This window comes from Membranihabitans marinus, from assembly GCF_021729155.1.
In the GTDB taxonomy this organism is placed as follows: Bacteria; Bacteroidota; Bacteroidia; order Chitinophagales; family Saprospiraceae; genus Membranihabitans; species Membranihabitans marinus.
Map to the genome: position 1 here is coordinate 126,975 of NZ_JAJQYA010000011.1, position 23,436 is coordinate 150,410.

Here is a 23,436-nt window from a genome sequence, read left to right on the forward strand (position 1 = left end):
TAAAACAAAAAAGCCATTCCGCTTGCACGAAATGACTCTTCTCTTTTTATAGAGTGTTGGTTTGGTTACAAACCAGCTACATGTTTCATCAATTTAGATTTTAAATTGGCAGCCTTATTCTTGTGAATTCGGTTGTTTTTGGCCAATTTGTCAATCATACTGACAATCTTAGGTAAAAACTTTTCAGCTTCTTCCTTGTCTGTCAAATCTCTTAAGTTCTTAATAGCAGTTCTTGAAGATTTTTTATAATATCTGTTCAATACACGCTTCTTTGCGGAACTTTTTACTCTTTTTTTTGCTGATTTATGGTTTGCCATAATATAACAATATGTTTTTACTAATGTTGTTCTAAATTGAATAACTCAATCTGAGTATCAATAAATTGGAGGGCGAAGATACGTATTACTTTCAAATATTCAAGTATTTCTGATATTTTTTTTCTAATCTCATTTTTTAAGATTTAGAAATGATGAAATAACCTTGTTCAGTTCTTTGCCTGGCAATCTATTTACGTTAACAAATATAAGGTAATTTTTACAATAAAAAGCTGTACTTTTGTTTATTATAAAGCAGTCTACATATCTAACCGTCCACAAATTAGGATAGTTAATCATTAAGATTTTCCCAAAGAAAGCACGAACACATTTCGGTATTTTGATAAGAATAGTATTATTTTAGTTAAAATTTAGTAGGTTTTACATAATAATAGCCAATTTTGGCGTTTTATAGCGTGAAAAGTAAGCGGAATGGGAGTTTTTTTAATAATTTTGCCTAAATTATTTGGGTAATTAAATTTCTTCCAGCTAAATTTGACGCGCAAATTTTTATTTTTTATTTAAAAATTTTAATATGAACAAAGGAGAATTAATTGACAGCATTGCAAAGTTGTCCGGTTTGACTAAGGCAGATGCTACTAAAGCATTGGATGCCACTATGGATGCTATCACAAGTGAACTTAAAAAAGGTGAAAAAGTGACTCTACCTGGTTTTGGAACTTTTTCTACTTCAGAAAGATCTGCAAGATCTGGTAGAAATCCTCAGACGGGGAAAGAAATTAAAATTGAAGCCAAAACTGTTGCTAAATTTAAAGCAGGTAAAAACTTGGCGGACGCAGTAAATTAATATTAGTACAATAATATTTATTTAAAATAATTATGGGTATTTCTTAATTGATTTACCCATTTTTTTATACTTGTGTTTATAATATTAAATATTTAGCTAGTTATATTAATAGTTGGATCTGATTAATATTGAGAATATAAGTGATTCCTAAAGATGGCTCATCTGTAGTTGATCAAAATATCGGCAATTCTTTTTTTACCTCTTATTGAAGAATGGGCTATTTCCTAAAAATTGATAAAAAAGTTTCAAAACATTGTCCAATCTTATTATGTTGGGCGAGATATAATATATAACGTCAAAAAAATACTTCCATGAAATTTGAAACCAAAGTAATTCATGCAGGCATCGTTCCCGATCCATCCACTGGAGCCATCATGACTCCAATTTTTCAAACATCGACCTATGTTCAGGATAGTCCAGGTCAGCACAAGGGCTTTGAGTATGCGAGAACGCAAAATCCAACGAGAAATGTTTTACAGGAAAACTTAGCGGCTTTGGAAAACGGGAAGCACGGTATTGCTTTCGCAAGTGGATTGGCGGCCATGGATTCTATCTTGAGATTGTTGAAGACCGGTGATGAAATTTTATCCACCAACGACTTGTATGGAGGTTCGTATCGATTGATGACTAAGGTCTTTGGTGAATACGGGATAAAGAGTCATTTTGTCAATATGCAGGATGCAGAGCAAGTAGCTGATAAAATTGGGCCTAATACCAAATTGATATGGATAGAAACCCCAACGAATCCCCTGTTGAATATAGTAGATATAGAAGCCATCTGTGCCATCGCCAAAGAAAAGGGCATAATGACATGTGTGGACAATACCTTTGCCTCACCCTATTTGCAGAATCCATTGGATTTGGGTGCCGATATCGTATTGCATTCAGCAACTAAGTATATAGGTGGACATTCTGACTTGGTGTTGGGGGCTGTAATTACCAATAACGATTCTATAGCTGAACGATTGACCTTCTTTCAAAATGCCGTAGGTGCTGTTCCGGGGCCTCAAGATTGTTTTTTGGCTATAAGGGGGATCAAGACCTTGGCATTGAGGGTGGAAAGAGCTTGTGATAATGCGGAAAAAATTGCAGACTTCCTTAGAAACCACGAGAATGTAGCTGAGGTTCATTATCCCGGATTTGCAGATCATCCTGGTCACGAAGTCGCCAAGAAACAAATGAAGAGATTTGGAGCCATGATATCGTTCTCAATAAAGAATGACGATTTAGCGAAAGCTCAAGCGGTCTTGAGTAAGACTCATTATTTTAGTTTGGCTGAATCATTGGGTGGTGTGGAATCTCTAATTGGACATCCTTCGTCCATGACACATGCATCTATTCCTAGAGAAGAGCGTATGGCAGTGGGATTGTTGGATTCTACGATTAGATTGAGTGTGGGTATTGAACATGTCGATGATTTGATTCAAGATTTAGCGCAGGCATTGGCATAAAAGTCGTATTATTTACTTTCTAATGTTTCTTTGACCAAAGACATGGTTTTTCGCAAATCCATTTCTTCAGAAGGCGAAAATAATTGTTTAAACATAGTAATGGGACTGAGAAAGAAGGGAACATTTTCTTCGTATTTCCAAGTCCAATGAGTGATATTGGGGTTGCTGTCGGATTCTAAAAAGTGTTCGAGTAAGGCAACCCTTATTTTACTGTCCCCTGTTTCCAATCTTTGCATTACGTGTTGATAATCGGTTTTAATATTAGTAATGCGACCTTGTTTGGTAGAGATAGTACTCTGCCATTCTAAAAAAGAACCGGGAAGTCCTTCCTCTCCTCCCTTTGTATACTGCGGTTGTGAAACCGACAATAGCCACGGATTCCAAGTGTTCTGTTGATTTAACTGTACAATATTGTTGTAGAGTTGTACTGGACTGGTGTATAGAGTCATAGATGAAATAAATTTTCTTTTCTTAGGGCTAAGAATACATAGTACAATATATAAGATAGAGGCTGAGAAGATGAAATATAGTAATAGCATATATTGATTTTTTCGAAATATAATGAAAAATACAATGGCAGTTTTTTGTGGTGGGGTTGTTAATCTGATGTTAACTTTTTTTAATTGACTGATTTTTAAAGGTAAAGGGATTTTATTTGATCCGACAATGTAGAATACCTTAGGTGATGTAATCAATCCTTATCAAAGAAAGCATAAATAGGGGGGATAAGGTGTTCGAATCGAGGTTTTTTTAAAAATTAGTCCCTATTTTGGGTTAAAATAAACTTAAAATATACAAATTTGCGAAACATTCGTTTCTCTATATAGTCATTGAAGTGTAACATAAAAAAAAGAGTATGAAAAAATCAATTATGAGTATAGCCTTATCACTAATGATGATAATGGGTATGAGTGGACTGGCTCATAGTCAAAGTGTTGCTATTATAAATATCGCTGATATTTTAGAAAATATGCAAGACTACAAGGCTGCGCAAACACAGTTGGACAAATTAGCAGAAACTTGGCAACAAGAGATAAATGCCGAATTTGAGCAAATAAAAACTATGTACAATAAGTACAATGCAGAACAAGTATTGTTAAGCGCCAGCGAAAAGCAACAGCGCGAAGACGATATCATTGCTAGGGAAAAGAGTGTAAGAGAATTACAGCGTATGAAATTTGGTCCAGAAGGTGAATTATTCAACAAGAGAAAACAACTGGTTGAACCCATTCAGGACAAGGTATATAATGCCGTTCAAGAGTATGCGGATCTTCACAATATCGATATAGTGTTGGATAAAAGCAGTTCATCAGGGCTGATCTTTTCTAATGATAAATTCGATAAGACTTCAGACATAAAGAAGATGTTAGGCATTCGCTAATATTATTGTATTTTGTGCAAATTTTAAAAAAAACTAATATTAAAACTAAAACTTTGAAAATGAGAAAAATGATCAAATACCTTTTTGCTGCTGTATTTTTAGCGGTATCAGTTTCCAACCTTAGTGCCCAAAAATTTGGATACGTAAACTCCCAATTAATTTTGGAAGAACTACCAGAAGTAAAGGCAGCTGATGCGGAGATAAAAACTTTGCAACAACAAATGCAGAAAAAAGGACAAGAAATGTTTCAAAGCTATCAAAATAAAGCGGTAGAACTTCAACAAAGAAGAGACCAAGGTGAACTTTCTCCAAAACAATTAGAAGAAGAAGCCAAGAAATTGGGTGTTGAAGAAGAAAAAATTAGAAACTACGAGACTAAAATGCAAACAGATATTTTGCAGAAACAACAATCTTTGCTACAACCTATCCAGACTAAAGTCAATGATGCTATTACGGCAGTGGCCAAAGAAGGTGGTTATACTTTTATCTTCGATATCAGTTCTGGCTTGATTATGTATGCAGAAGAAAGTGCTGATGTTACAGAATTGGTAAAAGCTAAATTGCAGTAATTCGTATTAAATATAGAGCGAATTAGCCATAAAAAAAGGTCGAAGTTTTCAAAAACTTCGACCTTTTTTTATGTATTCCATCTGCTGATTGATTATTCCGCAGCTTCTTCTTTAACCAATAATTGGAATCCGTTGCCGTGTATATTGATGATCTCAATATCTTCATCCTTTTTCAAATATTTACGCAACTTGGTAACGAAAACATCCATACTCCGGGCTGTAAAATAATTGTCTTCACCCCATATCTTGGTCAGGGCTTCTGTCCTGGTAAGCACGTTGTTCATGTGAATACAAAACAACCTCAATAATTGAGCTTCTTTTGGAGACAACTTGGTGTTGCTCACCTTGGATTCTCCAGTATAGGTCAATGTCCGCAATGGGAAATTAAAACTAAATTTTCCAAAATTGAATTCGGTTTGATCGTTCTCTTCCTCCACTCCATTGTGACTCCTCTTTAAGATGGCTTGCACACGGAGTAACAACTCTTCCGAATTAAAAGGCTTGGTTATATAATCATCGGCACCAATCTTCAGTCCTTCCACAATATCCTGATTCAGGGATTTTGCAGTTAAAAATATTATCGGTGTCTTTTTGTCTTCTGACCTAATTTCTTTAGCTAATGTAAAGCCATCTTTCTTTGGCATCATCACATCAAAAATGCAGAGATCAAAGGTCTTGTTTTGAAATGCGGCCTTCCCTGCTTCTCCATCAGTTCGAAGAGTAATGTTGTAATCATGCATCTCAAGATAAGACTTAAGAACATCTCCAAAGTTTTGGTCGTCTTCTACTAGTAGTATGTTTGGCTTCGTTTCGTTCATAGGATAGTTGTGATTGAATTCTTAATATAAACGGATGACAAGTCTTTAAATTTTATGATGTTAATTATTTTTTAAAGATAAATTGTTTTCAAATGGGAAAAACAAGATAAATTCACTGCCTTTATCCAGCATACTGTTCACCGAAATTTCCCCTTTATGGGCATCGACAATGGCTTTTACATAACTTAGTCCCAGACCAAATCCTTTTACATTGTGAACATTCCCCGTATGTGCTCTATAAAATTTTTCAAAGATATGGCGCTGTTGTTCTTTCGTCATTCCCATGCCGTTGTCCTTGATGGATACCGTCAACCCGTATTGGTCGCTCCAGGTTGATATTTTTATCAGCGGTTTGTCCGCTGTGTATTTATTGGCATTGTCCAATAAATTGTGCATAATGTTGCTGAGATGGTTTTCATCCCCAATGATGTGATAGTCGGTAGCATTGAGTTCCAATTCAGCCTGACCTCCGCGCTGCATAATCTGAAGTTCAATATGCTTTTTGGCTTGGGCCAAAATATGATGAACATCTACTTCGGATAGGGACATGTTGAAGTTGCGATTGTTGAGTAAGGCCATCTGTAAGACTTTCTCAACCTGGCGCAACATTCTTTTGTTTTCATCCCTAATAATGTTGGTGAATCGATTGATCTTGGCAGGATCCTTTTGAATAACCGGACTCTGTATGGAGTCCACGGCCAGCGATATGGTCGCAATAGGGGTTTTGAATTCGTGGGTCATGTTGTTGATAAAGTCGGTCTTCATTTCCGATAGATGCTTCTGCCTCAATATGGTCACCGTGGTGTAGAGGAAGGAAAACAAGGTGATGGCGATAAACAAAACCGATAGTATAATGCTGGATATAATGCGATTGAATATAAATCGATTCCGAGTGGGAAATTCAATAATTAGTTTTCCCAAAGCCAAATCCTTGTCTCGAAACATCTCCGCAGAATACTTGGAATCAGACAATCTAAAATTGTGTTCGGTAATGGTGGCCTCAGCATTCTGATCGGGAAATACAATGTAATTGCCGTCCATAATGATGAAATTGTTCTCCTTATACGAAAACACCCCATAGTGAAAGTCTGTTTGGATACCTCGCTTCCTTAAATTGTGCTGAATACTGTTGTCCAGATTCTCTAAGTTGATCAGAGAGGTTAAATCCTGATTCGTCCAATTGGTTTTTAAAGTCTTTTCAATCACCGAAGCTTCTATTAAAGCTCTCAATTGCTTAAATGTGATGTTCTTGTTGGGAATACTGCTCAGGTCAGACTCCGATAAAATCGACTGCCAGTTTTCTATTTGCAATGAACTGTCTGATGTAAGTAAACCCTTGAGCTCGGGAATCATATCAAATCCCCCCTCTAGATTTTCAACTTCATTGATAACGCTGATTAGAGATTGAAAAACCTCAATGTCAAATTGATTTTCGACAACTTTGATATTCTCCTTGATCCACTTGACCTGCATCCATACAATGCCAGCTATGGCCACGGCCATAAGTCCTACTACCCACCATATCCACTTTATTGTTTTAACCATTTGTTATCGCATTGGTCTAAGCTTTTTTAATTTAGTTTGTATCGAACAGTTGTCCCAGCTTTGAACCTCGTTATCGGGTATGAATTCGATGTATAGGGTATGGTTTTGTCATACTCTCCATATAGTCTTATGGTGAGCTTATCACTTAATTGATAATCTACTGTAGGTCGAAGACTGATGTTCTTCGATCCCGATGATACCTGAGGTTGGACCTCAGAATCAAATAAATGAATAACCGATATCGTGTTTCCATAACTAAAATCAACCTTAACCAAGATATCATTTCCAGCTTCGGTCTCTCTCTTACTTGCGTTGTCGCCCGATTGCACCGTCCCCGGCTCCGGTCTAGCCGTCCGTTTCTTTCCTCCATCTTTTTTGTGCAATAATGGAATATACACATTTTTAAATGTGGTTCCAAATCCAACAACTATATCTGAGGCATTGTTCTCATTGACCTGATAATTGGTCAAACTCAAACCAAGATTCCTGTTTCGGTTGTAATCAATAGAAAAATCTAAATTGTTTTTGGTTTGTATCTGAATACCTACCAATGGACTGAAACTCTCAGAAATAATCACATCTGGGATCTCATAGGTACTGTAATAGTTGGAAGTTAGTGGATTGAAATTGAGATCTGGATCTTCATTGTAATCTCGATCCGTCCTAAAGGAGTTGACATTTAGATTAGATGCATACCCATGTCTCACCGTGAAATTTGAAAATACTTCACTTAAAAAAGGCAATTTTGACAATCCATTGTATTGCAAATCCCAGTTGATCTTCGGAGCAATGTCCAAAAAGTTTAAGGCGATCTGACTAGGACTCTTGTCTGTATATGCAGCCAAAAAAGCTGGAATTATAACATCAGACTGATATCTTCCATATCCTTTGTCGTACTCATCTCCATCTACATCATGGGGAGTTCCATCACCCAATCGATCAGAAATCACGGTTCTATTGTCTTCAAAAGTGGCGAATAGATCTTGAATATAACTCGTATCCGTCTGGACAAATGTGTTCAATGAAAAGAAAGATATATTATAACTACCAATATCGCGAGGCGATAAGTGTTCAAATTCACCACCGAATTGTTGAATTTTGAAAAATTCATAATTGTTTTTCACGTAATTCTTATTGGCGTTTAATGTGATTTTAAATTCTCTAAATGGTTCAATTTCAATACTGGCGTCAATCCGCTCAGAATTGTTTCTGACCACTTCTTGGTTTAGAGCTGTGCTTTCTGTGATGAAATTATTTCCTCCTGAGACCAAGTCGTCCAACCAATTGTCTGTAGGTTGAATCCCGAATACATAACCTAGACCTGGACTGGTCCAAGATTCGTCTAACCCGAAAAACTTGGGTTGTGGAGTGAATCCCGGAACAATACTACTCACGGTATTGGCATAGGTGATATTCACATTTCGGAGCGACATAAATGGTCGAATCAGAGCAGCTTCGGCTAAACCGGGAACATGATTTTTTTTCTCTTTTTCATCACCCTCGCCATTATTTCCTGGATTTCGACTTCTGCTCGGAGCATTGCCAGGTCTGGTTCTGCTTCGAGGATCACTGCTGGGTTTTTCTCCCAATTTATAGTCATTAATTTTTCTGAGATAACCCACCTTATTGTACAACTTGACCATGTCTAGCTTAATATTTGCCGTTCTGGCTTGACTGTTTTGAATGATATTGCCGTACTCTTGGGCATTAAGTGCAGCTGCACTCCAACTATAGCTGGTATTGAGCTGAGTTCCAATATCGATAAAGTCCAGAAAAGGAAAATGTTTAAAGGGGAGGGTAAAGGTAATATTTAAATTGTGTGCATAATTCTTCGGTCTACCCAATTGTGACAAATTGTTGAATAAAGTATCTCTGATTTCGTCGGCTGAATAGGGATTCCTGTTTTCATCCAACACGGGCAATTCGTCTACAATGGCATTGTGTAAGGCATCGTAGTTGATCCTCAATGAACGGGTTAGGTTCCATGCTAGATTGTAGTTTCTATCCCAGGTAAATCGCTTGGTATACCAATCACTAAAATTGGCTTCCATAAATCGATAAACGGTTTTGTTTTGAAATCGATTCATTTCATTTCTGAAACTAAAGTTGGACGGAATAGGATTGAAATTGAATTCCGTCAAAAATTTAAGGAATTTATCATTGGATATTACATTCTTAAATGGTGTGATGTACAGCGGTTGTGCTGAGAAATTATAGTCCAATGCGCCTTGTTCCTGATCAACTCGATCCTCTTCTGTGATCGGATCAGAATAGATACTGGTGGACTTGGAGTAGGATACACTGAAGTTTTCTATATTCCAAGGCATGGGTTTTTTCGAGTCGGCATCTCTCAAGACACGTACATTGTTCAGTGAAACCGTTTTCCGTACCTCCCTCGTTATGGCTTGGTCTCGCACCGAGTCCCGTTCATTCTGGGGAACCGATTCCAGTTTCTCATCTAGGGTTAAATCATTGTCGTAGGGATCGTATTCCGGAGTGCTGATTTCATTGGAATACTGAGTGAATAGCGGTACGCTTAAATTCCAATTTGAAGGAAGTAATTTACTCAATTCAATATTAGCTGAAATATTGTAATCAAAATTCTGTTCCTTTTGGCGCTGTACCAATTTTTGGTCTAGGGCTCCCCAACCAATGGTACTAAAATTGGAGGCCAAATTGATTCGACCAAGGTCGGCTAGCTGGACATCAAGACGTGCCAAAGCCGCCATACCGCCTTCTTCGTCTAAACCCTGGAGTCTCAATTCATTAATCCATATCTCCCCACATTTGTCGAGTCGGTCTTCTGCGGTATTTCTCACACCTATCATTATGGATTTGGGATCACCCAAGGTAGGATTACCGACGACCCTTACCTTATTTCTCGGCTTGTCGGGGTCTTCGACTTCATAAGCTATGATCTCTGAAGCACCTTCTGCATTTCGCCTGATCTTGGTATCTTTTAACAGATCTAATGGAAAATCAAATTCATTTATTTTCTTCCAGACCTCTTCCTTATAAGCTAATGTTCCTGTCGAAGGACCGACTTGAGACAGCACCAGAGGGATTTCATATTCATAATAATTATTGGTGAAATCGGCACCTATTCTCAAGAAAATGGATAAATCGTCATCATTTAAATTGTCCCCATCCTTGCCCTCTGCATGGACAAAGAGCTTTAATCGTTCAAAATCTCGAAAATCATTTCGTCCAATGAGTTTATATATAGCTGCTGCTTCCCCATAGGGTAGATTACAGACATTCATGGCAATGGATTGCTCATTTCTCGCTAAGCTGTTGACGGTTCCGTAACTGATTTCTCGCACCACACCAGGTGGAATGGTATAAGGAAATGGAAATTTTCCACTGTTCTCTTCTATGTTGACCACGTTTACATCGAATTCTACATTGTCGCTTATGGGATTGGGTTCACCAATGCTGGCAGGACTTAAACTCTTGGTGTATTTACGCCAAGTGTTGTTGATCAACTCAAATTTGGCAAATCTAAAAGTGGCTTTTGATTCAAATCCATCCATGTACAAACGTATAAATCGAATAGATCGAAAGTCGTTGATCCCTCCCACCTTGCGCTCGTATTCATCAATGGGTACTTTGATCCGGTACCATACTCCAGCCGAAGAATTAATGGTGTCGGTAATAAAATCTATTTGTTTAATTCCATTGGTTGCGGGATCGTATTCAATGGGGATTTCGTATTCAAAATAAGATTCTATTTCGTTTAAAGTATTGTCGTCGTTAATGTCTTCGTTGTCTGGTTGATTGGTATTGGATTCCAGTTGAGTACCATCAGAAGTCTTTGAGTTGCCTTGGGGCATATTGGCTAAGGCATACCTTTCGATGGGGTCAAAGTCATCTGGAAATTCTGCCGACCTAAATGAGACGTAATTGTCATTCGATGGATCGTTTTCAATTTGTTGTCTTGCTTGAGCATTCAGACTCTGAATCGACTGTATGTAGTCAGCGAAGAATATTTTTTCACTTACATCGTCGAGACCGTCATATCCCACATCCTGCAATGCTCTATTGTTGGCATCGGGATCAAAGGATCTGGTAAGATTTCTCACCCTCGGAACCACACCTATATTGGTGGTGTCCAAGGGGTTGTTGGAACCCGGTACCGGTAAGCCATTTTCAAACATCATTCGAGAATCTTTCATGATATCTTCGGAAACGTTACCCAAATTGATATATAGTTTACCGCCGTCGGCGAGTTGACTTCCATCGGCTCTTTGCATAAATGGATTGAGTACCCACATCTCGATATATTCGACATTGGCAGCTTGGAAATCGTTGCGTTGAATAGCACGCTGAATTCCAGCCCATCTGGTTTTGGGTGCGTTTAATTGCCCATCTGGATCAAGACCTTCACTATATTGAGTTCCCGACGGAACATCGAAGTTGTATGGACCGCGACGACTTGGATCAAAGGTTATGTCAAAAGTCAGATAATTGGAGGCAAACTCAAATTCAACTTGGCGACCAGGGAATACATCATTTAACTGAATTGCCCTAGTATAGGGATCAGCATTACTGGCGTAGTTGGATTCAACTCGGTACCAAGATATATGTGCTCTGTTGACCCCAGTCAGCAAACTATTGTTGAGTGCCGATTCTGGATATTTGGGATTGTTGTTGTTTAAATCGTTTTGAGGAATAGATGAATGTACCCAGTCTTGGATAGGTAACCTCAAATCAATTCCTGTAGAACTTCCCTCGAAATCGTCGATATATGCCGTACCTCCAGTCGAATCCACATCAATGGCTTTGGAATGACCGGGCTTTAACCAAGCTCCTTCTAAAGTAAGGTCGACGGTTGAGGGTTCTTTAGTTCTTATTAAGGGTAGTTTGTCTAGAGCTCGAGTAAGCCAAGGAGCTTGTTTGCTCAAGGTCAAATCCAGTCCTATCATCCTGTTGTTGATGGGATCTTCACCAAAGTTAACCTTTTGGGTATAGGGTCTTTCCCACAACTGCATAAAGGTAGCTCCTAGATTGAGCTCGTCACTAAAGGTGTAGTCGGCTCTCAGTCCTACCATGTTCTTGCGATTGAGATTGAACAGGCCTTGATCTTCATACGATACCCGTACATTGACCCCAGGTCCCATGTATGCTGGATTGATGATGCGAACGGTTCCCAATCCGTAATTGACTTCGTAATCAACTCCCTCTATCAATTCTTGACTACCGGCGTATACATTTACCGAACCGCGAGGCACGTTGTATGAATTTAGGTTGTATTCATCAGTTGAGCTTGCCTTGTATCGCCCTTTGATCAAAAATCTATTCTTTTCTACAAATTCTCTGGCAATGACGATGGTACTATCGTATAATTCTTGGTATACAAATTCATCGATTAGATCGGGATCTTGTAAATCTTCCGCCAATCGTGAACCAAATGGTTCTAGGGTGGGAAACATCATTCGCCCAGTGGCCAAATTAAAGGTCACTCCATTGACAAAATCAAATCGACCGTCTCCTCCGGGTTGTGGATCACCGGTCGTAGTCAGTTGATCTAAGTTGAAAATATTGAGCAAGGGAAGATTCTCGAATCCATCGGCCGGAAGATATCTCTTCTGTGATTTACCCGGATCCTCGTAAAATATATCTAATTGAAAATCCTCTTGACTGACTTGATAGGCACCTATGGAATAAATGTTTTTCATCATCAAATCCCATATAGGCAAATCAATTCGCTGAGTGGTTCCCTTCAATAACTTAGTAAATAGTACTGTTGTCGTGTCGGGATTTAACGGTAAATCGGTTGAAAATTCACCTACTTGATATTTCTTTCCATTGTATTCGTACTCATATGATACCGCGATTACTTGATCTGGTCTAATGGCGGTGTTTAGGGAAATATAACCCAAATCTGGGTGGAAAGTGAATTCAGAAGATCGAAGCAATCGTGCCCCTACTTTTTCAAAATCCCTGCCTTGTTCTAGTTGCAATTGATTGTTTAATACAGCAACAGCCCTATCCAATGAACGGATAGAGTTGCTCGAAGTAATGGATGCATAAATGCCATTCGAGGTGTTGTCCGGCAATCCAATACCCAATATATCTGGATTGACAGGAGCAGGTGGATTTTGAAGATTGGGGTTTTGATTGAATATTTGTTCTGTTTCCCCCAAATCGGCAACCGACAATATGTCTCTAGCATCTTCTACTTGATTTCTGTCGTTGGTGATCCATGCCTCTACTTTGGTAATCTTGTAAAGAGATCGGATTTGAGGCAGTTGTTCCAAACTCTCCTCGAAGTGATCGCGGAAATAATGTGATAAGAAAAAGTGTCTATTTTCGTCGTAACTATCGACGGTCACTTCAAATTCCTGAAGCTGACCACCACCTTCGAGATTTAAGTCTTTTTGTTCACTGTTTTGTTGGGAAAGTATGGTCGTCAGTTTTAATCTCCCAAACTGAGTACCTATTTTTACCCCAAATAGATTTTGTGAACCTTGTATTAACTGACTATTGAGGGGCAAACTTACATAACCTGCATCAATGGTCTTGATGATTTCATCTTCAGAAAAATTGTCTGTATCGTATCCTATTTTTAGGTTTTGGTCAAAATTAAAGGTGGATTTATTGTTCCAGTTGAAATTTAAATTCAATTTATCCCCCACACTACCAGTTACGTCCAATTGAATGGGCATGTCAAAATCTAGGCCTCCATATCGCTGTTGTCTTTCCAATAAAATGGGGTTTTCTACATTTTGATACTCATAACCCAAAGAGACATCAATACTTCCTCGAGGTTGAATGTTGATCTCAGAACCCCCAAATAGTCGATCGGCTAGGTTCTTGGTAACGTCAATCTCTTCCATCGGATTGAGAGAAAGACCGCTGGCCGCTGTATTGCCGGCTATTTTGTTGAGATAATCTAACTCTTGTTGCTTTTTTCGATATTCCAAATATTCACTAAATGTCATTTGTGGGGTATATCGGCGAAACTCTTCATCTAGTTGATTGATGAAGTTGTATGAGTTGGTCTCGGAGTCGTATTCTATCTCATCTTGAAGTACACTTGGCATTTTTAAATCAAATGGGTTCGGAGCATCGGGATTTAACATATGCTTCCCAATATTGTTCTTTGGAATGGTGTCCAAAAGCGTTACTTCGGCTTGATTATGAAGACTTTCTACCCTTTTGGGCAAGGGGATGTCGTCCGGACTTGCAGCTTCTGCTGTAGGTAAAATACCCCATAAAAATATAAATAAACCACTGGCTATTAATACTTTAATGTTTATGGAACGTAGCAATAATCTCATATACTTTCACAACTTGTTAAAATAATTCAAAAACTAAACGTCATATAATGACTTTCATTATTAAGACAATAGTTTTAATGCCTCTTTTATAATATTTTCTACACTATCACCATGGCCTTCCTTCTTTATTTTGGCTAAGGCCATTTGTACTTTATTTCTCGGGAATCCCAATGTTAGCAACGCTTCCCTAGCTTCTACCATTTGCGTATTCGTCGATTCGGGTAGGGGAGTTTCTGAACTGGTTGATGGACTGATGTCCAACTGTTCTATCTTGTCCTTGAGATCAATGATGATCCTTTTTGCCGTTTTGGCACCGATTCCTTTGACGTTTTTAAAGGATTCATCATCTTCCATTGAAATCGCATTGACCACCTGACTCGGTGTCATTGATGAAATAATTAGTCGAGCCGTATTGGGACCAATTCCACTGATGTTTAAAAACAATTCAAATATTCGGCGCTCTTCTTTATTGCTAAATCCAAACATCATTCGAATATCTTCCCTGATATATTGAAATGTATAGAGCTTCACTTCCTTCAAAGATTGAATCTTTGAGTAAGTATGTAGCCCTATGTGGATATAATAGCCAATATTCCCCTGTTCGATGACGACGTAGGTGGGGTTTAATTCACTAATTTCTCCTTTTATATATTCAATCATGTTAAATAATTTGAATTGAAACCACAATATATGTGTTAATATCGTAATATGTAATCAAATTCCATACCGTTTTTTAAATTGAAAGAAATTTCCTGACTTTATTTTCGGTAATATTTGAACCGAAGCTACTGTTTTCAAGGCTTGTAGATACTATCATATATATGTAAATAAATTATTATGTTTGCACGAGTGGTAAAAAGGATTTATTCATCTTATAGATAGATACCTGGTTAATCGCTGTATATTTGATTTTTTGTTTAAAAATAGTATTTGATGAATATATTGATTTTGGGAAATGGTGGTAGAGAACATGCATTGGCTTGGAAATTGTCACAGAGTCCATTGTGTGATGATTTGTATATCGCTCCTGGTAATGCTGGAACTCAATTAGTTGGTAAAAATTTGCCACAAATATCTAATAATTTTGATGAAATAAAACAAGCCGTTGTAGATCATCATATTGAATTGGTTATTGTCGGTCCGGAAGCTCCACTGGTAGAGGGAGTTGTAGACTTTTTTCTACAAGATGAAACCCTAAAAAATGTTGATATTTTAGGTCCAGATCAATATGCATCTCAATTAGAGGGCAGTAAATCATTTGCCAAAGATTTTATGGCACGACACAATATCCCGACGGCCAAATATATAGAGGTAACTCAGGATAATGTAGAAGAGGGCTTGGCATTTTTGCAGAGTATGCAGTCTCCTTATGTATTGAAAGCCGATGGCTTAGCTGCCGGTAAAGGAGTCCTCATTATCGACGATGTGCAAGAGGCCGAAGCGGAATTGAAAAATATGCTAAATGGCAAATTTGGTGCAGCCAGTAGCAAAGTTGTCATCGAAGAGTTTTTGGACGGAATTGAATTCTCTGTTTTTGTATTGGTAGACGGTGAGCGTTATGTTATTTTGCCTGAAGCCAAGGATTACAAACGGATAGGAGAGGGCGATACCGGACTGAATACTGGGGGAATGGGTAGTGTATCTCCCGTACCTTTTTACGATGAAGTACTTCGTGAAAAAGTAATTTCAAAAATTGTAGAACCTACCGTCAATGGATTCAAGAAGGAATCTATGCATTATAGAGGTTTTGTATTTCTTGGACTGATTATGGTCGGTCAAGACCCCATGGTCATAGAATACAATTGTAGAATGGGGGATCCTGAAACCCAATCTGTCATGGTAAGGATGAAGTCCGACCTCCTACCGCTTTGTTTGTCGGCCAGTAGAGGAGAGTTGAAACAAGAATCTATAGACCTCATTGATGAAGCAGTGTGTACTGTGGTTGCTGTATCTGGTGGATACCCCGGAAGTTATGAAAAAGGAAAGACTATTTCTGGAACATCTGATGTAGATGAAATGGTGTTTTTTGCTGGAGCCATTACCGATGACGAGGACAATATAGTGACGAGTGGAGGACGAGTATTGGCGGTTACAGCTAAGGGATCTGACATCGAAGAAGCGAGACAAAAGGCATTGAAATCCATTGATAAAATAGAATTTGAAGGAATAAATTATCGTAAAGATATTGGCAAAGACCTATTATGATATACTCTTTTGGAGCAATTGTAAATATTCTTGAGAACGACGAAAGTCACATGGTATCTGACATGGAATTGCGTATCCCATTGTTGGATAGCAGACAATTGTCCGTGCCCAAATTGACTTTGTTTTTTGCTCTAAAAGGTTTGCGTAATCACGGCAATAAATATATAGGTGAACTGTACCGCAAGGGGGTTCGCTGTTTTATAAGCGATGATGAAACCGTGTTTCAAGGTCTGGAAGAAGCCAATTATATTATAGTATCTGATGTATTGTTGGCCTTGCAGCAATTGGCCCTTCACCATCGCCAACAATACAATATCCCAGTCATTGGGATCACTGGTTCAGAACACAAGACCCTGATCAAGGAGTGGTTGTACGAATTGCTCAGAGAGGATTACAATATTGTCAAAAGTCCAGGGTCGTATAATTCTCAGTACGGGGTGCCATTGTCCATATTGCAAATAACGGATCGCCATACTTTAGGCATCTTTGAAGCTGGGATTTCTGAGATGGGGCAAATGGATAATTTGGAAGCCATTATCAGACCCACGATAGGTATATTGACTACAGTGGAATCGGCCTATGATCTTCATTTTAGTGATGTTGGACAACGATTGACGGAATATCTTAAATTGTTTGACCGCTGTCCACGGTTTATTATTCACGAAGAATTTGAAAATATCCTGTCCGATCAACAACGAAAGAAAGCTCTAGTGTGGGGGCAGTCGGAAACCAGCGAATATCAGTTAAGGGATTCAAAGCAAGGAAGTAGTCAACGAGAATTATTATTGTACCGCGGTAATCAGCGCTTTCAATTGGATATTGGATCCAAGGATGAAAAACAGGATCTGGTTCAATATAAAATTATCTGCCTAATATTGGCCAATGCTATGGGCCACGGTCATTTACTAGACAAAATTGCAGGATTGACTATGCCAGATCTCGGAGTGAAAACTATCGCTGGCATCAATGGTACTACTATTTTACACGATGTTTATTGTCGAGATTTGTTGGGGTTTCGGGCGACTTTGTCCAAGGCCAAGATGATTCAGGACAATAGAAAAATATGGATAGTTTTCTCCAAAGAACATCCGATCCCTCAATTGGATGAATTCTGGAATATGATATCGGAGTCTGCGTCATATCAAGATGTGGACAGGGTTTACCTACCCGCGGAACTCGAGGCTGAATCTGCTAGTTCATCATCCTATTTGTTTTCCTATCCATCCTATCAAGGACTGATTGATGAGTTGATTCAGTCGGCCAGTGCCGACCAAACCATATTGATTTTTGGTGGAACCGGAGATACTTTACAGTCTCTGGTGTATCAAATGCAGGATAAGCGACACAGCACGGTATTGGAAATTGACTTGTCGGCCCTAAATAAAAATTTAAAGGCTTTCGAGCATTATTTATATCCCAGTACCAAATTGATGGTTATGGTCAAGGCCAATGCCTACGGTGCCGGGGCTTTAAAGGTGGCACAATTGTTACAAGGTCGTCGGATTGATTACTTAGGTGTGGCTTTTACCGATGAGGGTATAGAACTGAGAAGGGCAGGTATCGTATTGCCGATTATGGTGTTGAACGTAGACCCTTTGGAGTTTGAATCATTGGTAGAATACCAATTGGAACCTGAAATATTCAGTTTGGAATTACTGAAGAATTACCAAGACTATTTAGAAAAGCGAAATATTGTCGGTCAAAAAATCCACATTAAACTAGATACAGGTATGCATCGTTTGGGATTTTTGCCCGATCAATTGGATGAATTGATCCAAGTTCTAAGAAATACCGATGCATTTGAGATACAGTCGGTATTTTCTCATTTGTCGGCGAGTGGAGATTTGAGTGAACAAGAATTCACCGAAGGTCAAATAAATTTGTTTATAGAGTTGTCCGATAAATTGAAATCGGAGTTGGCGGTGGATTTCGATCGACATATATTGAATTCTGCAGGCATCGTTCGATATCCCCAATATCAGTTCGATATGGTGAGGTTGGGCATCGGAATGTACGGGGTGGGGATGGAGTCTGTAGAAGATCAAATTGTATTGCGACCGGTTCACAATCTAAAATCTCGGATAAGTCAGATAAAAACCATTCCAGTGGGAGATTCTGTGGGCTATAGCCGAGCGGCCAAAGTGGAAAGAATTACCAAAATTGGTGTTATCCGAATTGGATATGCAGATGGATTGATGAGGTTAGCTGGCAATGGTCGATTTAAGGTCATGGTCAATCAACAATTTTGTCCTACCTTGGGCAATGTCTGTATGGATATGACGATGATTGATTTAACAGATCATCCCAATGTATCTGTTGGCGATGAAGTGGTTATATTTGGTAGCCAATATTCTATAGAGGAATTATCCTCTGCCTTGATGACGATTTCTTATGAGATTTTAACCCATATCGATCATCGTGTCAATCGAATATATGTGAGTAATTAATGGTATGGAATTTGTAATTATTGTATTCCAAGCCCCAGTAATACCAAGTTTTTTGCTGAATTGAATTTTAGTTTATACAAAAAACCGTTTTATATTCGTTTTTTATCTTTAGATCAAACTTTTTCAAAAAATATGATGCAGAGATTATTGCCTTTATTGATTCTGATGAGCATTTTAAGCGTACAAAAAGCCAGTGCTCAAGATCCGGTATTGTTTTCTATAGATGGTGAAGATGTTCATCTTTCTGAATATAAATATGTCTATGAGAAAAGCAATGGAGTGAAGGCGGACTACAGCCCGAGTTCTACGGATGAATTTATGGATTTATATACCAAGTTTAAGTTGAAAGTTATCGATGCCAAACGCCAAGGCTTGGAAGACAACAAAGAATTGCAAGCGGAGTTGTCTCATTACAGAAACCAATTAGCAGATAATTATATGTCTGATAAGGCTGTATTGGATCGTCTGACTAAGGAACTGTATGCTAGAATGCAAGAAGAGGTTGATGTCAATCACATATTGATTCGACTTACACCCAACCCCCATCAACAGATGTTGGACAGAACGAAGTCTGATTTGATGGCTGCCAAGAGGGCTATTGAAGAAGGATTGCCTTTTCGAACAGTGGCCAAACGATATTCTCAGGATCGATCTGTATCTAGCAATGGTGGACATCTAGGGTACAGAGTGGCCAAATTGCCAGATGGATTTTACGATTTGGAAACGGCATTGTACAATACTCCAGTGGGTGAAATATCAGATCCTGTGCCCTCCAAATTGGGCTATCACATTGTGCAGGTATTGAATAGAAGGCCTTCGCGAGGTGAAATTAGCGTTCGTCAAATATTGGCTCGAAAGTCGATTTCAGGGATTAGGGATACGAGTGAGCAGAAAATCAATCGACTTTACATGGAATTGGAAAATGGCGCTTCTTTCGAAGAATTGGCCAAAACCTATAGTGAGGATCAGAACACGAAAATGGCTGGTGGATTTTTGGGAAGTTTTAAGGCAGGAACTTATGCTCCAGAATTTGAGGATGCGGCATTTGCTTTGGAAAAAGATGGCGACTATTCTGTTCCTATAGAGACAGAATACGGTTGGCACATCATCCAACGAGTCAGCCTTTCCAAGTTGGGGAGTTTTTCCGATGAGCGTCGAAGATTGGAAAAATTGGTCAAAGAGGATTCTAGGTTTGACTTAGCCCAGACAGCATTAATAGAAAAGATAAAAGGGGAAGAAAATTTTGATAAAAAAATCTTTTTGAACCAGAATATACAAAAGATTTTAGGGCCTGATGTATTTAACCTCGCATGGAAAAAACCAGAAATCAAGGAAGATTTTACCATGTTTACCATAGCGGATAGAAATTATAAGGTATCAGATTTTGCCGATTATTTGGAAACAGAGAAGGATTTGAGATTTCAGAGTAGTATGGTTCGCAATGACGATCAAGCGATGACACAATTGGTAGATGCCTATATCAATCATTCGGTATTTGAGTATGAGAAAGAACATTTGGAAGAAAAATACCCTGAGTTTAGGGAGATCATGAGGGAGTATAGAGAGGGGATTATGTTGTTTGAAGTGTCCAAGAATAAAATATGGGATCGAGTAGGCAGCGACAGTATTGGACTAAGGAATTATTACAATTCTCATAAAGATGCATATTTTGCCGATCGCGATGTTCAAATAGGGGTGTTTGAGATCAAAACTACTGATGAAAATGTGATAAAGAAGGTGAATAAACTCATTGGGAAGAAAACGCCGGCCAAAGTTTTGAAGAAATACAATAAGGCAAGTAATGTGCTTAATTATGTAGAAGAGACGCAGAAGGAAAAGAGTTTTGTTCAAATACATGGTTTGGAAGAATCTGAAGTAGAAAAAGGCAAGACCTATGTAGTCAAAGATGAAGGAACCGGGAAGTCTATTATCGCCAAAGTGTTGGAGGTTGGACCTCGTCTTCCATTGTCATTTGAAGAGTCCAAAGGAGCTGTGATGTCCGATTATCAAGAGTACTTAGAGGCCGAATGGATTAAGGACTTAAAGCAGAAGTATGAAATCGTTATCAATAAGGAAGTGCTGCAAAGTATGGTTCATCAATAATATTATGAGATCGAGTATTTGGTTGACGGTTTTGGTTTTGTTCTTCTCCTGCCAGTCGAATTCAGAATCTGACTTAAAAGAGGAAGGAGATATTGTGGCTATGGTTTATGGCAAAAAACTGTACACCAGTCAATTGTTGAAGATGATGCCAGGGGTATCGAATGTAGAAGATAGTTTGTTACTGGCCAATGCCCTGGTCGATCGATGGGCACGGAAACAGATCTTATTATACCGGGGCGAACAAGATGCCATCGATCCAGCTAGACTAAACAGTTTGGTGGAAGATTATAGAGAATCACTGATAATGCACGAAGTTGAAGAAAAAATTTTGCAACAATTTTCGGATACTGTGGTAACAGACCAGCAGATTGAATCGTTTGTTAAAGAAAATCCCAGTCAATTTAAACTGAAGAAGCCGATAGTGAAATACAATCTGGCTATTTTTCCTAAAAAGTCCATTGAGTTGGAATACAAGCAGGTGAAGAAAGAATGGGATGAAATGGAGGATGTAAGTACAATGAAGGTCAATCTCATTAAATACTTGGATTTATATGCCGAGGATTTTGTCTTGGATACCTTATGGTATTCGGTGGACGATTTGCAGAGAAAGTTGCCGGAAAATATTCAACTTTCACTACTTAAAAAGAGCCATTTAATTGAAATGGAGGATGATGAAAGTTATTATTTTTTAAAGATAATTGAGATCGCAGAAGAAACTGATGATGCACCTTTGTCATATATTCGTACTTTTGCACAGAAAACCATTCTTCAGAAACGAAGATTAAAATGGTTGGAAAAGATTAAAGATGATTTATATCAAGAGGCCGTGGCCAACAATAAGATTATTAAATATGAAAATTAGACATACTTTACTTTTACTTTGCCTAGGAGTGGTGACGTCGTGGAGTCAAGATAGTACAGTGATTTTGGAGTCTCTAGCTGCTAAGTTGGGAGGAGAGATTCTATTGTCTTCCGAAATACAGAGCAATTTGGATTATCAAGAGGCTGTATCTGGTGGACTCACTGAAGAGCAGCGTTGTCAGATGATACAGGAATTGTTTTTGTCGAAGTTGTTGATAGATCAAGCCAAAATAGATAGTGTGGAAGTGGCGCCTGAGCAAGTGGAGGAGCAGTTGGATGCCAAGCTCAATTACATTGTGCAACAGATGAATGGCGATGTGGAGACTTTTCAGAATTACTATGGAAAGACAGTAAGTCAGGTAAAGAAGATGATGCGTAAAGATCTTTCGAATCAAATGTTGTCCAACCAAATGCGAGGTGTAGTTTTGGGCAATGTTCAGATAACCCCGAAGGAAGTGGTTGCTTATTTCAATTCTATTCCTAAGGATTCTTTGCCTTATTTCAATTCAGAAGTAGAGATTGGAGAATTGGTAATGTTTCCCGAAGTAAATCAAGAAGAACGCGACAAGTCTATAGCTCAGATATTGGACATTAGATCGAGGGTAGAAGCAGGGGAGTCTTTTAATGAGTTGGCGAAGAAGTATTCAGATGATCCAGGGTCTGCTCGATTGGGCGGAGATTTGGGATGGCAGACCAGAGGGCAATTTGTTCCCGAATTTGAGGCAGCAGCTTTCAATTTGGACATCGATGAAATGTCTGATATTGTGGAGACCGATTTTGGATTTCACTTAATCAGATTGTTGGAGCGAAGAGGTAATAGGATACATGTAGAGCATATATTGGTTAAGCCTACGATTACCGATGCCGATGTAGATTTAACCTTCCAAAAATTGGATTCTATCAAGAATTTAATTACTTCAGATTCTATATATTGGGAGTATGCGGTGAAAAAATTTGGATCTGATCAGACCCAATCTTTCCACAATGGAGGACGAATAACGAATCCCAAGACTGGGAATACCTTTTTTGAGACTCCGGATTTAGAGCCCGATGTATTTTTTGCTATTGACACATTAGAAGTAGGCGATATTACCCAACCATTGGTACACTACGATAAGATTACCAAATCGTATTCATTAAAGCTGGTGAAGTTGTTTTCGAGAACCAAGCCTCATACGGCGAGTTTGACTCAGGATTACGATAAGATTAAGAGTGCTGCCATAAATGAGAGCCAGCAGAAGTATCTAAATAGATGGCTGGAAGACAAGATATCGGATACTTATATAGAGATCCATCCTAAGTTTTTGTCTTCAGATTGTGAGGTGATGGATAAGTGGCGAAAGGTCAATGAATACATAGCTGCACCATAGTTAGAAGATATACGCGAGGTATCGCGTTTCAACAGAAGATATAAAATCAAAAAAGGATGGAGTGCTTAAGCGCTTCATCCTTTTTTGTTTTAGAGTGGATAGGTTGGGATCTCAATCCTTGTTTGAACAGGATTGTTAAGATGGAAGGATGGTCAAGATAGTCTTTGAAGTCGTTGCTATGTAAGAAGTGGAAGGGAAGGCAGGAAGGATTCCATTCCGAGGCATTGCCATCCTTGTATTGAGCAGCCATTTCTCACCCGTTGTCTAAACAGGATTAATAA

At 38.5% G+C, this 23,436-nt stretch carries 15 protein-coding genes; 9 read left to right on the forward strand and 6 right to left on the reverse strand.

Going from position 1 to position 23,436, the window contains the following annotated elements:
* Positions 1 to 65: 65 nt before the first annotated feature.
* Positions 66 to 317 carry a 30S ribosomal protein S20 gene (rpsT, locus tag LVD51_RS09270; protein ID WP_236970945.1) on the reverse strand — a complete coding sequence of 84 codons (252 nt, stop codon included), beginning with the start codon at positions 315 to 317 and terminating at the stop codon, positions 66 to 68.
* 532 nt (positions 318 to 849) lie between these two features.
* Here rpsT and LVD51_RS09275 point away from each other — a divergent pair.
* Both LVD51_RS09275 and LVD51_RS09280 read left to right on the forward strand, forming a co-directional pair.
* The gene (locus LVD51_RS09275; RefSeq protein WP_236970946.1) at positions 850 to 1,122 is read left to right on the forward strand and encodes an HU family DNA-binding protein; all 273 of its coding nucleotides are present in this window, start codon (positions 850 to 852) and stop codon (positions 1,120 to 1,122) included.
* 311 nt (positions 1,123 to 1,433) lie between these two features.
* Complete coding sequence (locus LVD51_RS09280; RefSeq protein WP_236970947.1) at positions 1,434 to 2,573, forward strand: cystathionine gamma-synthase; 1,140 nt, start codon at positions 1,434 to 1,436, stop codon at positions 2,571 to 2,573.
* A gap of 8 nt (positions 2,574 to 2,581) precedes the next feature.
* On the opposite strand, the gene LVD51_RS09285 is transcribed toward LVD51_RS09280, so the two are convergent.
* Positions 2,582 to 3,022 (reverse strand): SRPBCC family protein, encoded by a 441-nt coding sequence (locus tag LVD51_RS09285; RefSeq protein WP_236970948.1) that lies wholly within the window; start codon positions 3,020 to 3,022, stop codon positions 2,582 to 2,584.
* Positions 3,023 to 3,444: 422 nt separating this feature from the next.
* Here LVD51_RS09285 and LVD51_RS09290 point away from each other — a divergent pair, with 422 nt between their 5' ends.
* Both LVD51_RS09290 and LVD51_RS09295 read left to right on the forward strand, forming a co-directional pair.
* Complete coding sequence (locus LVD51_RS09290) at positions 3,445 to 3,954, forward strand: OmpH family outer membrane protein (RefSeq protein ID WP_236970949.1); 510 nt, start codon at positions 3,445 to 3,447, stop codon at positions 3,952 to 3,954.
* Positions 3,955 to 4,013: 59 nt separating this feature from the next.
* A complete protein-coding gene (locus LVD51_RS09295) occupies positions 4,014 to 4,523 on the forward strand; it encodes an OmpH family outer membrane protein (protein ID WP_236970950.1) in 510 nt (169 codons plus the stop codon).
* A gap of 92 nt (positions 4,524 to 4,615) precedes the next feature.
* On the opposite strand, the gene LVD51_RS09300 is transcribed toward LVD51_RS09295, so the two are convergent.
* From LVD51_RS09300 to ruvA, 4 genes are read right to left on the reverse strand one after another with little or no spacing between them, the layout of a single operon-like run.
* The gene (locus LVD51_RS09300) at positions 4,616 to 5,341 is read right to left on the reverse strand and encodes a response regulator transcription factor (RefSeq protein ID WP_236970951.1); all 726 of its coding nucleotides are present in this window, start codon (positions 5,339 to 5,341) and stop codon (positions 4,616 to 4,618) included.
* Between the two features lie 60 nt (positions 5,342 to 5,401).
* Entirely contained in the window at positions 5,402 to 6,886 is a 1,485-nt protein-coding gene (locus LVD51_RS09305; protein ID WP_236970952.1) for a sensor histidine kinase, read from the reverse strand.
* A gap of 26 nt (positions 6,887 to 6,912) precedes the next feature.
* On the reverse strand, positions 6,913 to 14,169 hold the full coding sequence (gene sov / locus LVD51_RS09310) for a T9SS outer membrane translocon Sov/SprA (protein WP_236970953.1): 7,257 nt from the start codon (positions 14,167 to 14,169) through the stop codon (positions 6,913 to 6,915).
* A 60-nt stretch (positions 14,170 to 14,229) separates the two neighbouring features.
* Complete coding sequence (ruvA, locus tag LVD51_RS09315) at positions 14,230 to 14,829, reverse strand: Holliday junction branch migration protein RuvA (RefSeq protein ID WP_236970954.1); 600 nt, start codon at positions 14,827 to 14,829, stop codon at positions 14,230 to 14,232.
* Positions 14,830 to 15,102: 273 nt separating this feature from the next.
* Here ruvA and purD point away from each other — a divergent pair, with 273 nt between their 5' ends.
* The 5 genes from purD to LVD51_RS09340 all read left to right on the forward strand — a co-directional run bounded on the left by purD (position 15,103) and on the right by LVD51_RS09340 (position 23,155).
* Complete coding sequence (purD, locus tag LVD51_RS09320) at positions 15,103 to 16,374, forward strand: phosphoribosylamine--glycine ligase (RefSeq protein ID WP_236970955.1); 1,272 nt, start codon at positions 15,103 to 15,105, stop codon at positions 16,372 to 16,374.
* Positions 16,371 to 18,821, forward strand: coding sequence for a bifunctional UDP-N-acetylmuramoyl-tripeptide:D-alanyl-D-alanine ligase/alanine racemase (locus tag LVD51_RS09325; RefSeq protein ID WP_236970956.1), 2,451 nt, complete (start codon positions 16,371 to 16,373; stop codon positions 18,819 to 18,821). Before purD ends, LVD51_RS09325 begins: the two co-directional genes overlap by 4 nt.
* 132 nt (positions 18,822 to 18,953) lie before the next feature.
* Positions 18,954 to 20,924 carry a peptidylprolyl isomerase gene (locus LVD51_RS09330; RefSeq protein ID WP_236970957.1) on the forward strand — a complete coding sequence of 657 codons (1,971 nt, stop codon included), beginning with the start codon at positions 18,954 to 18,956 and terminating at the stop codon, positions 20,922 to 20,924.
* 4 nt (positions 20,925 to 20,928) lie between these two features.
* Complete coding sequence (locus LVD51_RS09335; RefSeq protein WP_236970958.1) at positions 20,929 to 21,786, forward strand: hypothetical protein; 858 nt, start codon at positions 20,929 to 20,931, stop codon at positions 21,784 to 21,786.
* On the forward strand, positions 21,776 to 23,155 hold the full coding sequence (locus LVD51_RS09340) for a peptidylprolyl isomerase (RefSeq protein WP_236970959.1): 1,380 nt from the start codon (positions 21,776 to 21,778) through the stop codon (positions 23,153 to 23,155). Before LVD51_RS09335 ends, LVD51_RS09340 begins: the two co-directional genes overlap by 11 nt.
* The last annotated feature ends 281 nt before the right edge of the window (positions 23,156 to 23,436 follow it).

Bases quoted from the DNA above. Each gene is read 5' to 3' on its own strand.
- rpsT (WP_236970945.1), bottom strand. From the start codon at position 317: ATGGCAAACCATAAATCAGCAAAAAAAAGAGTAAAAAGTTCCGCAAAG.
- LVD51_RS09275 (WP_236970946.1), top strand. From the start codon at position 850: ATGAACAAAGGAGAATTAATTGACAGCATTGCAAAGTTGTCCGGTTTG.
- LVD51_RS09280 (WP_236970947.1), top strand. From the start codon at position 1,434: ATGAAATTTGAAACCAAAGTAATTCATGCAGGCATCGTTCCCGATCCA.
- LVD51_RS09285 (WP_236970948.1), bottom strand. From the start codon at position 3,022: ATGACTCTATACACCAGTCCAGTACAACTCTACAACAATATTGTACAG.
- LVD51_RS09290 (WP_236970949.1), top strand. From the start codon at position 3,445: ATGAGTATAGCCTTATCACTAATGATGATAATGGGTATGAGTGGACTG.
- LVD51_RS09295 (WP_236970950.1), top strand. From the start codon at position 4,014: ATGAGAAAAATGATCAAATACCTTTTTGCTGCTGTATTTTTAGCGGTA.
- LVD51_RS09300 (WP_236970951.1), bottom strand. From the start codon at position 5,341: ATGAACGAAACGAAGCCAAACATACTACTAGTAGAAGACGACCAAAAC.
- LVD51_RS09305 (WP_236970952.1), bottom strand. From the start codon at position 6,886: ATGGTTAAAACAATAAAGTGGATATGGTGGGTAGTAGGACTTATGGCC.
- sov (WP_236970953.1), bottom strand. From the start codon at position 14,169: ATGAGATTATTGCTACGTTCCATAAACATTAAAGTATTAATAGCCAGT.
- ruvA (WP_236970954.1), bottom strand. From the start codon at position 14,829: ATGATTGAATATATAAAAGGAGAAATTAGTGAATTAAACCCCACCTAC.
- purD (WP_236970955.1), top strand. From the start codon at position 15,103: ATGAATATATTGATTTTGGGAAATGGTGGTAGAGAACATGCATTGGCT.
- LVD51_RS09325 (WP_236970956.1), top strand. From the start codon at position 16,371: ATGATATACTCTTTTGGAGCAATTGTAAATATTCTTGAGAACGACGAA.
- LVD51_RS09330 (WP_236970957.1), top strand. From the start codon at position 18,954: ATGATGCAGAGATTATTGCCTTTATTGATTCTGATGAGCATTTTAAGC.
- LVD51_RS09335 (WP_236970958.1), top strand. From the start codon at position 20,929: ATGAGATCGAGTATTTGGTTGACGGTTTTGGTTTTGTTCTTCTCCTGC.
- LVD51_RS09340 (WP_236970959.1), top strand. From the start codon at position 21,776: ATGAAAATTAGACATACTTTACTTTTACTTTGCCTAGGAGTGGTGACG.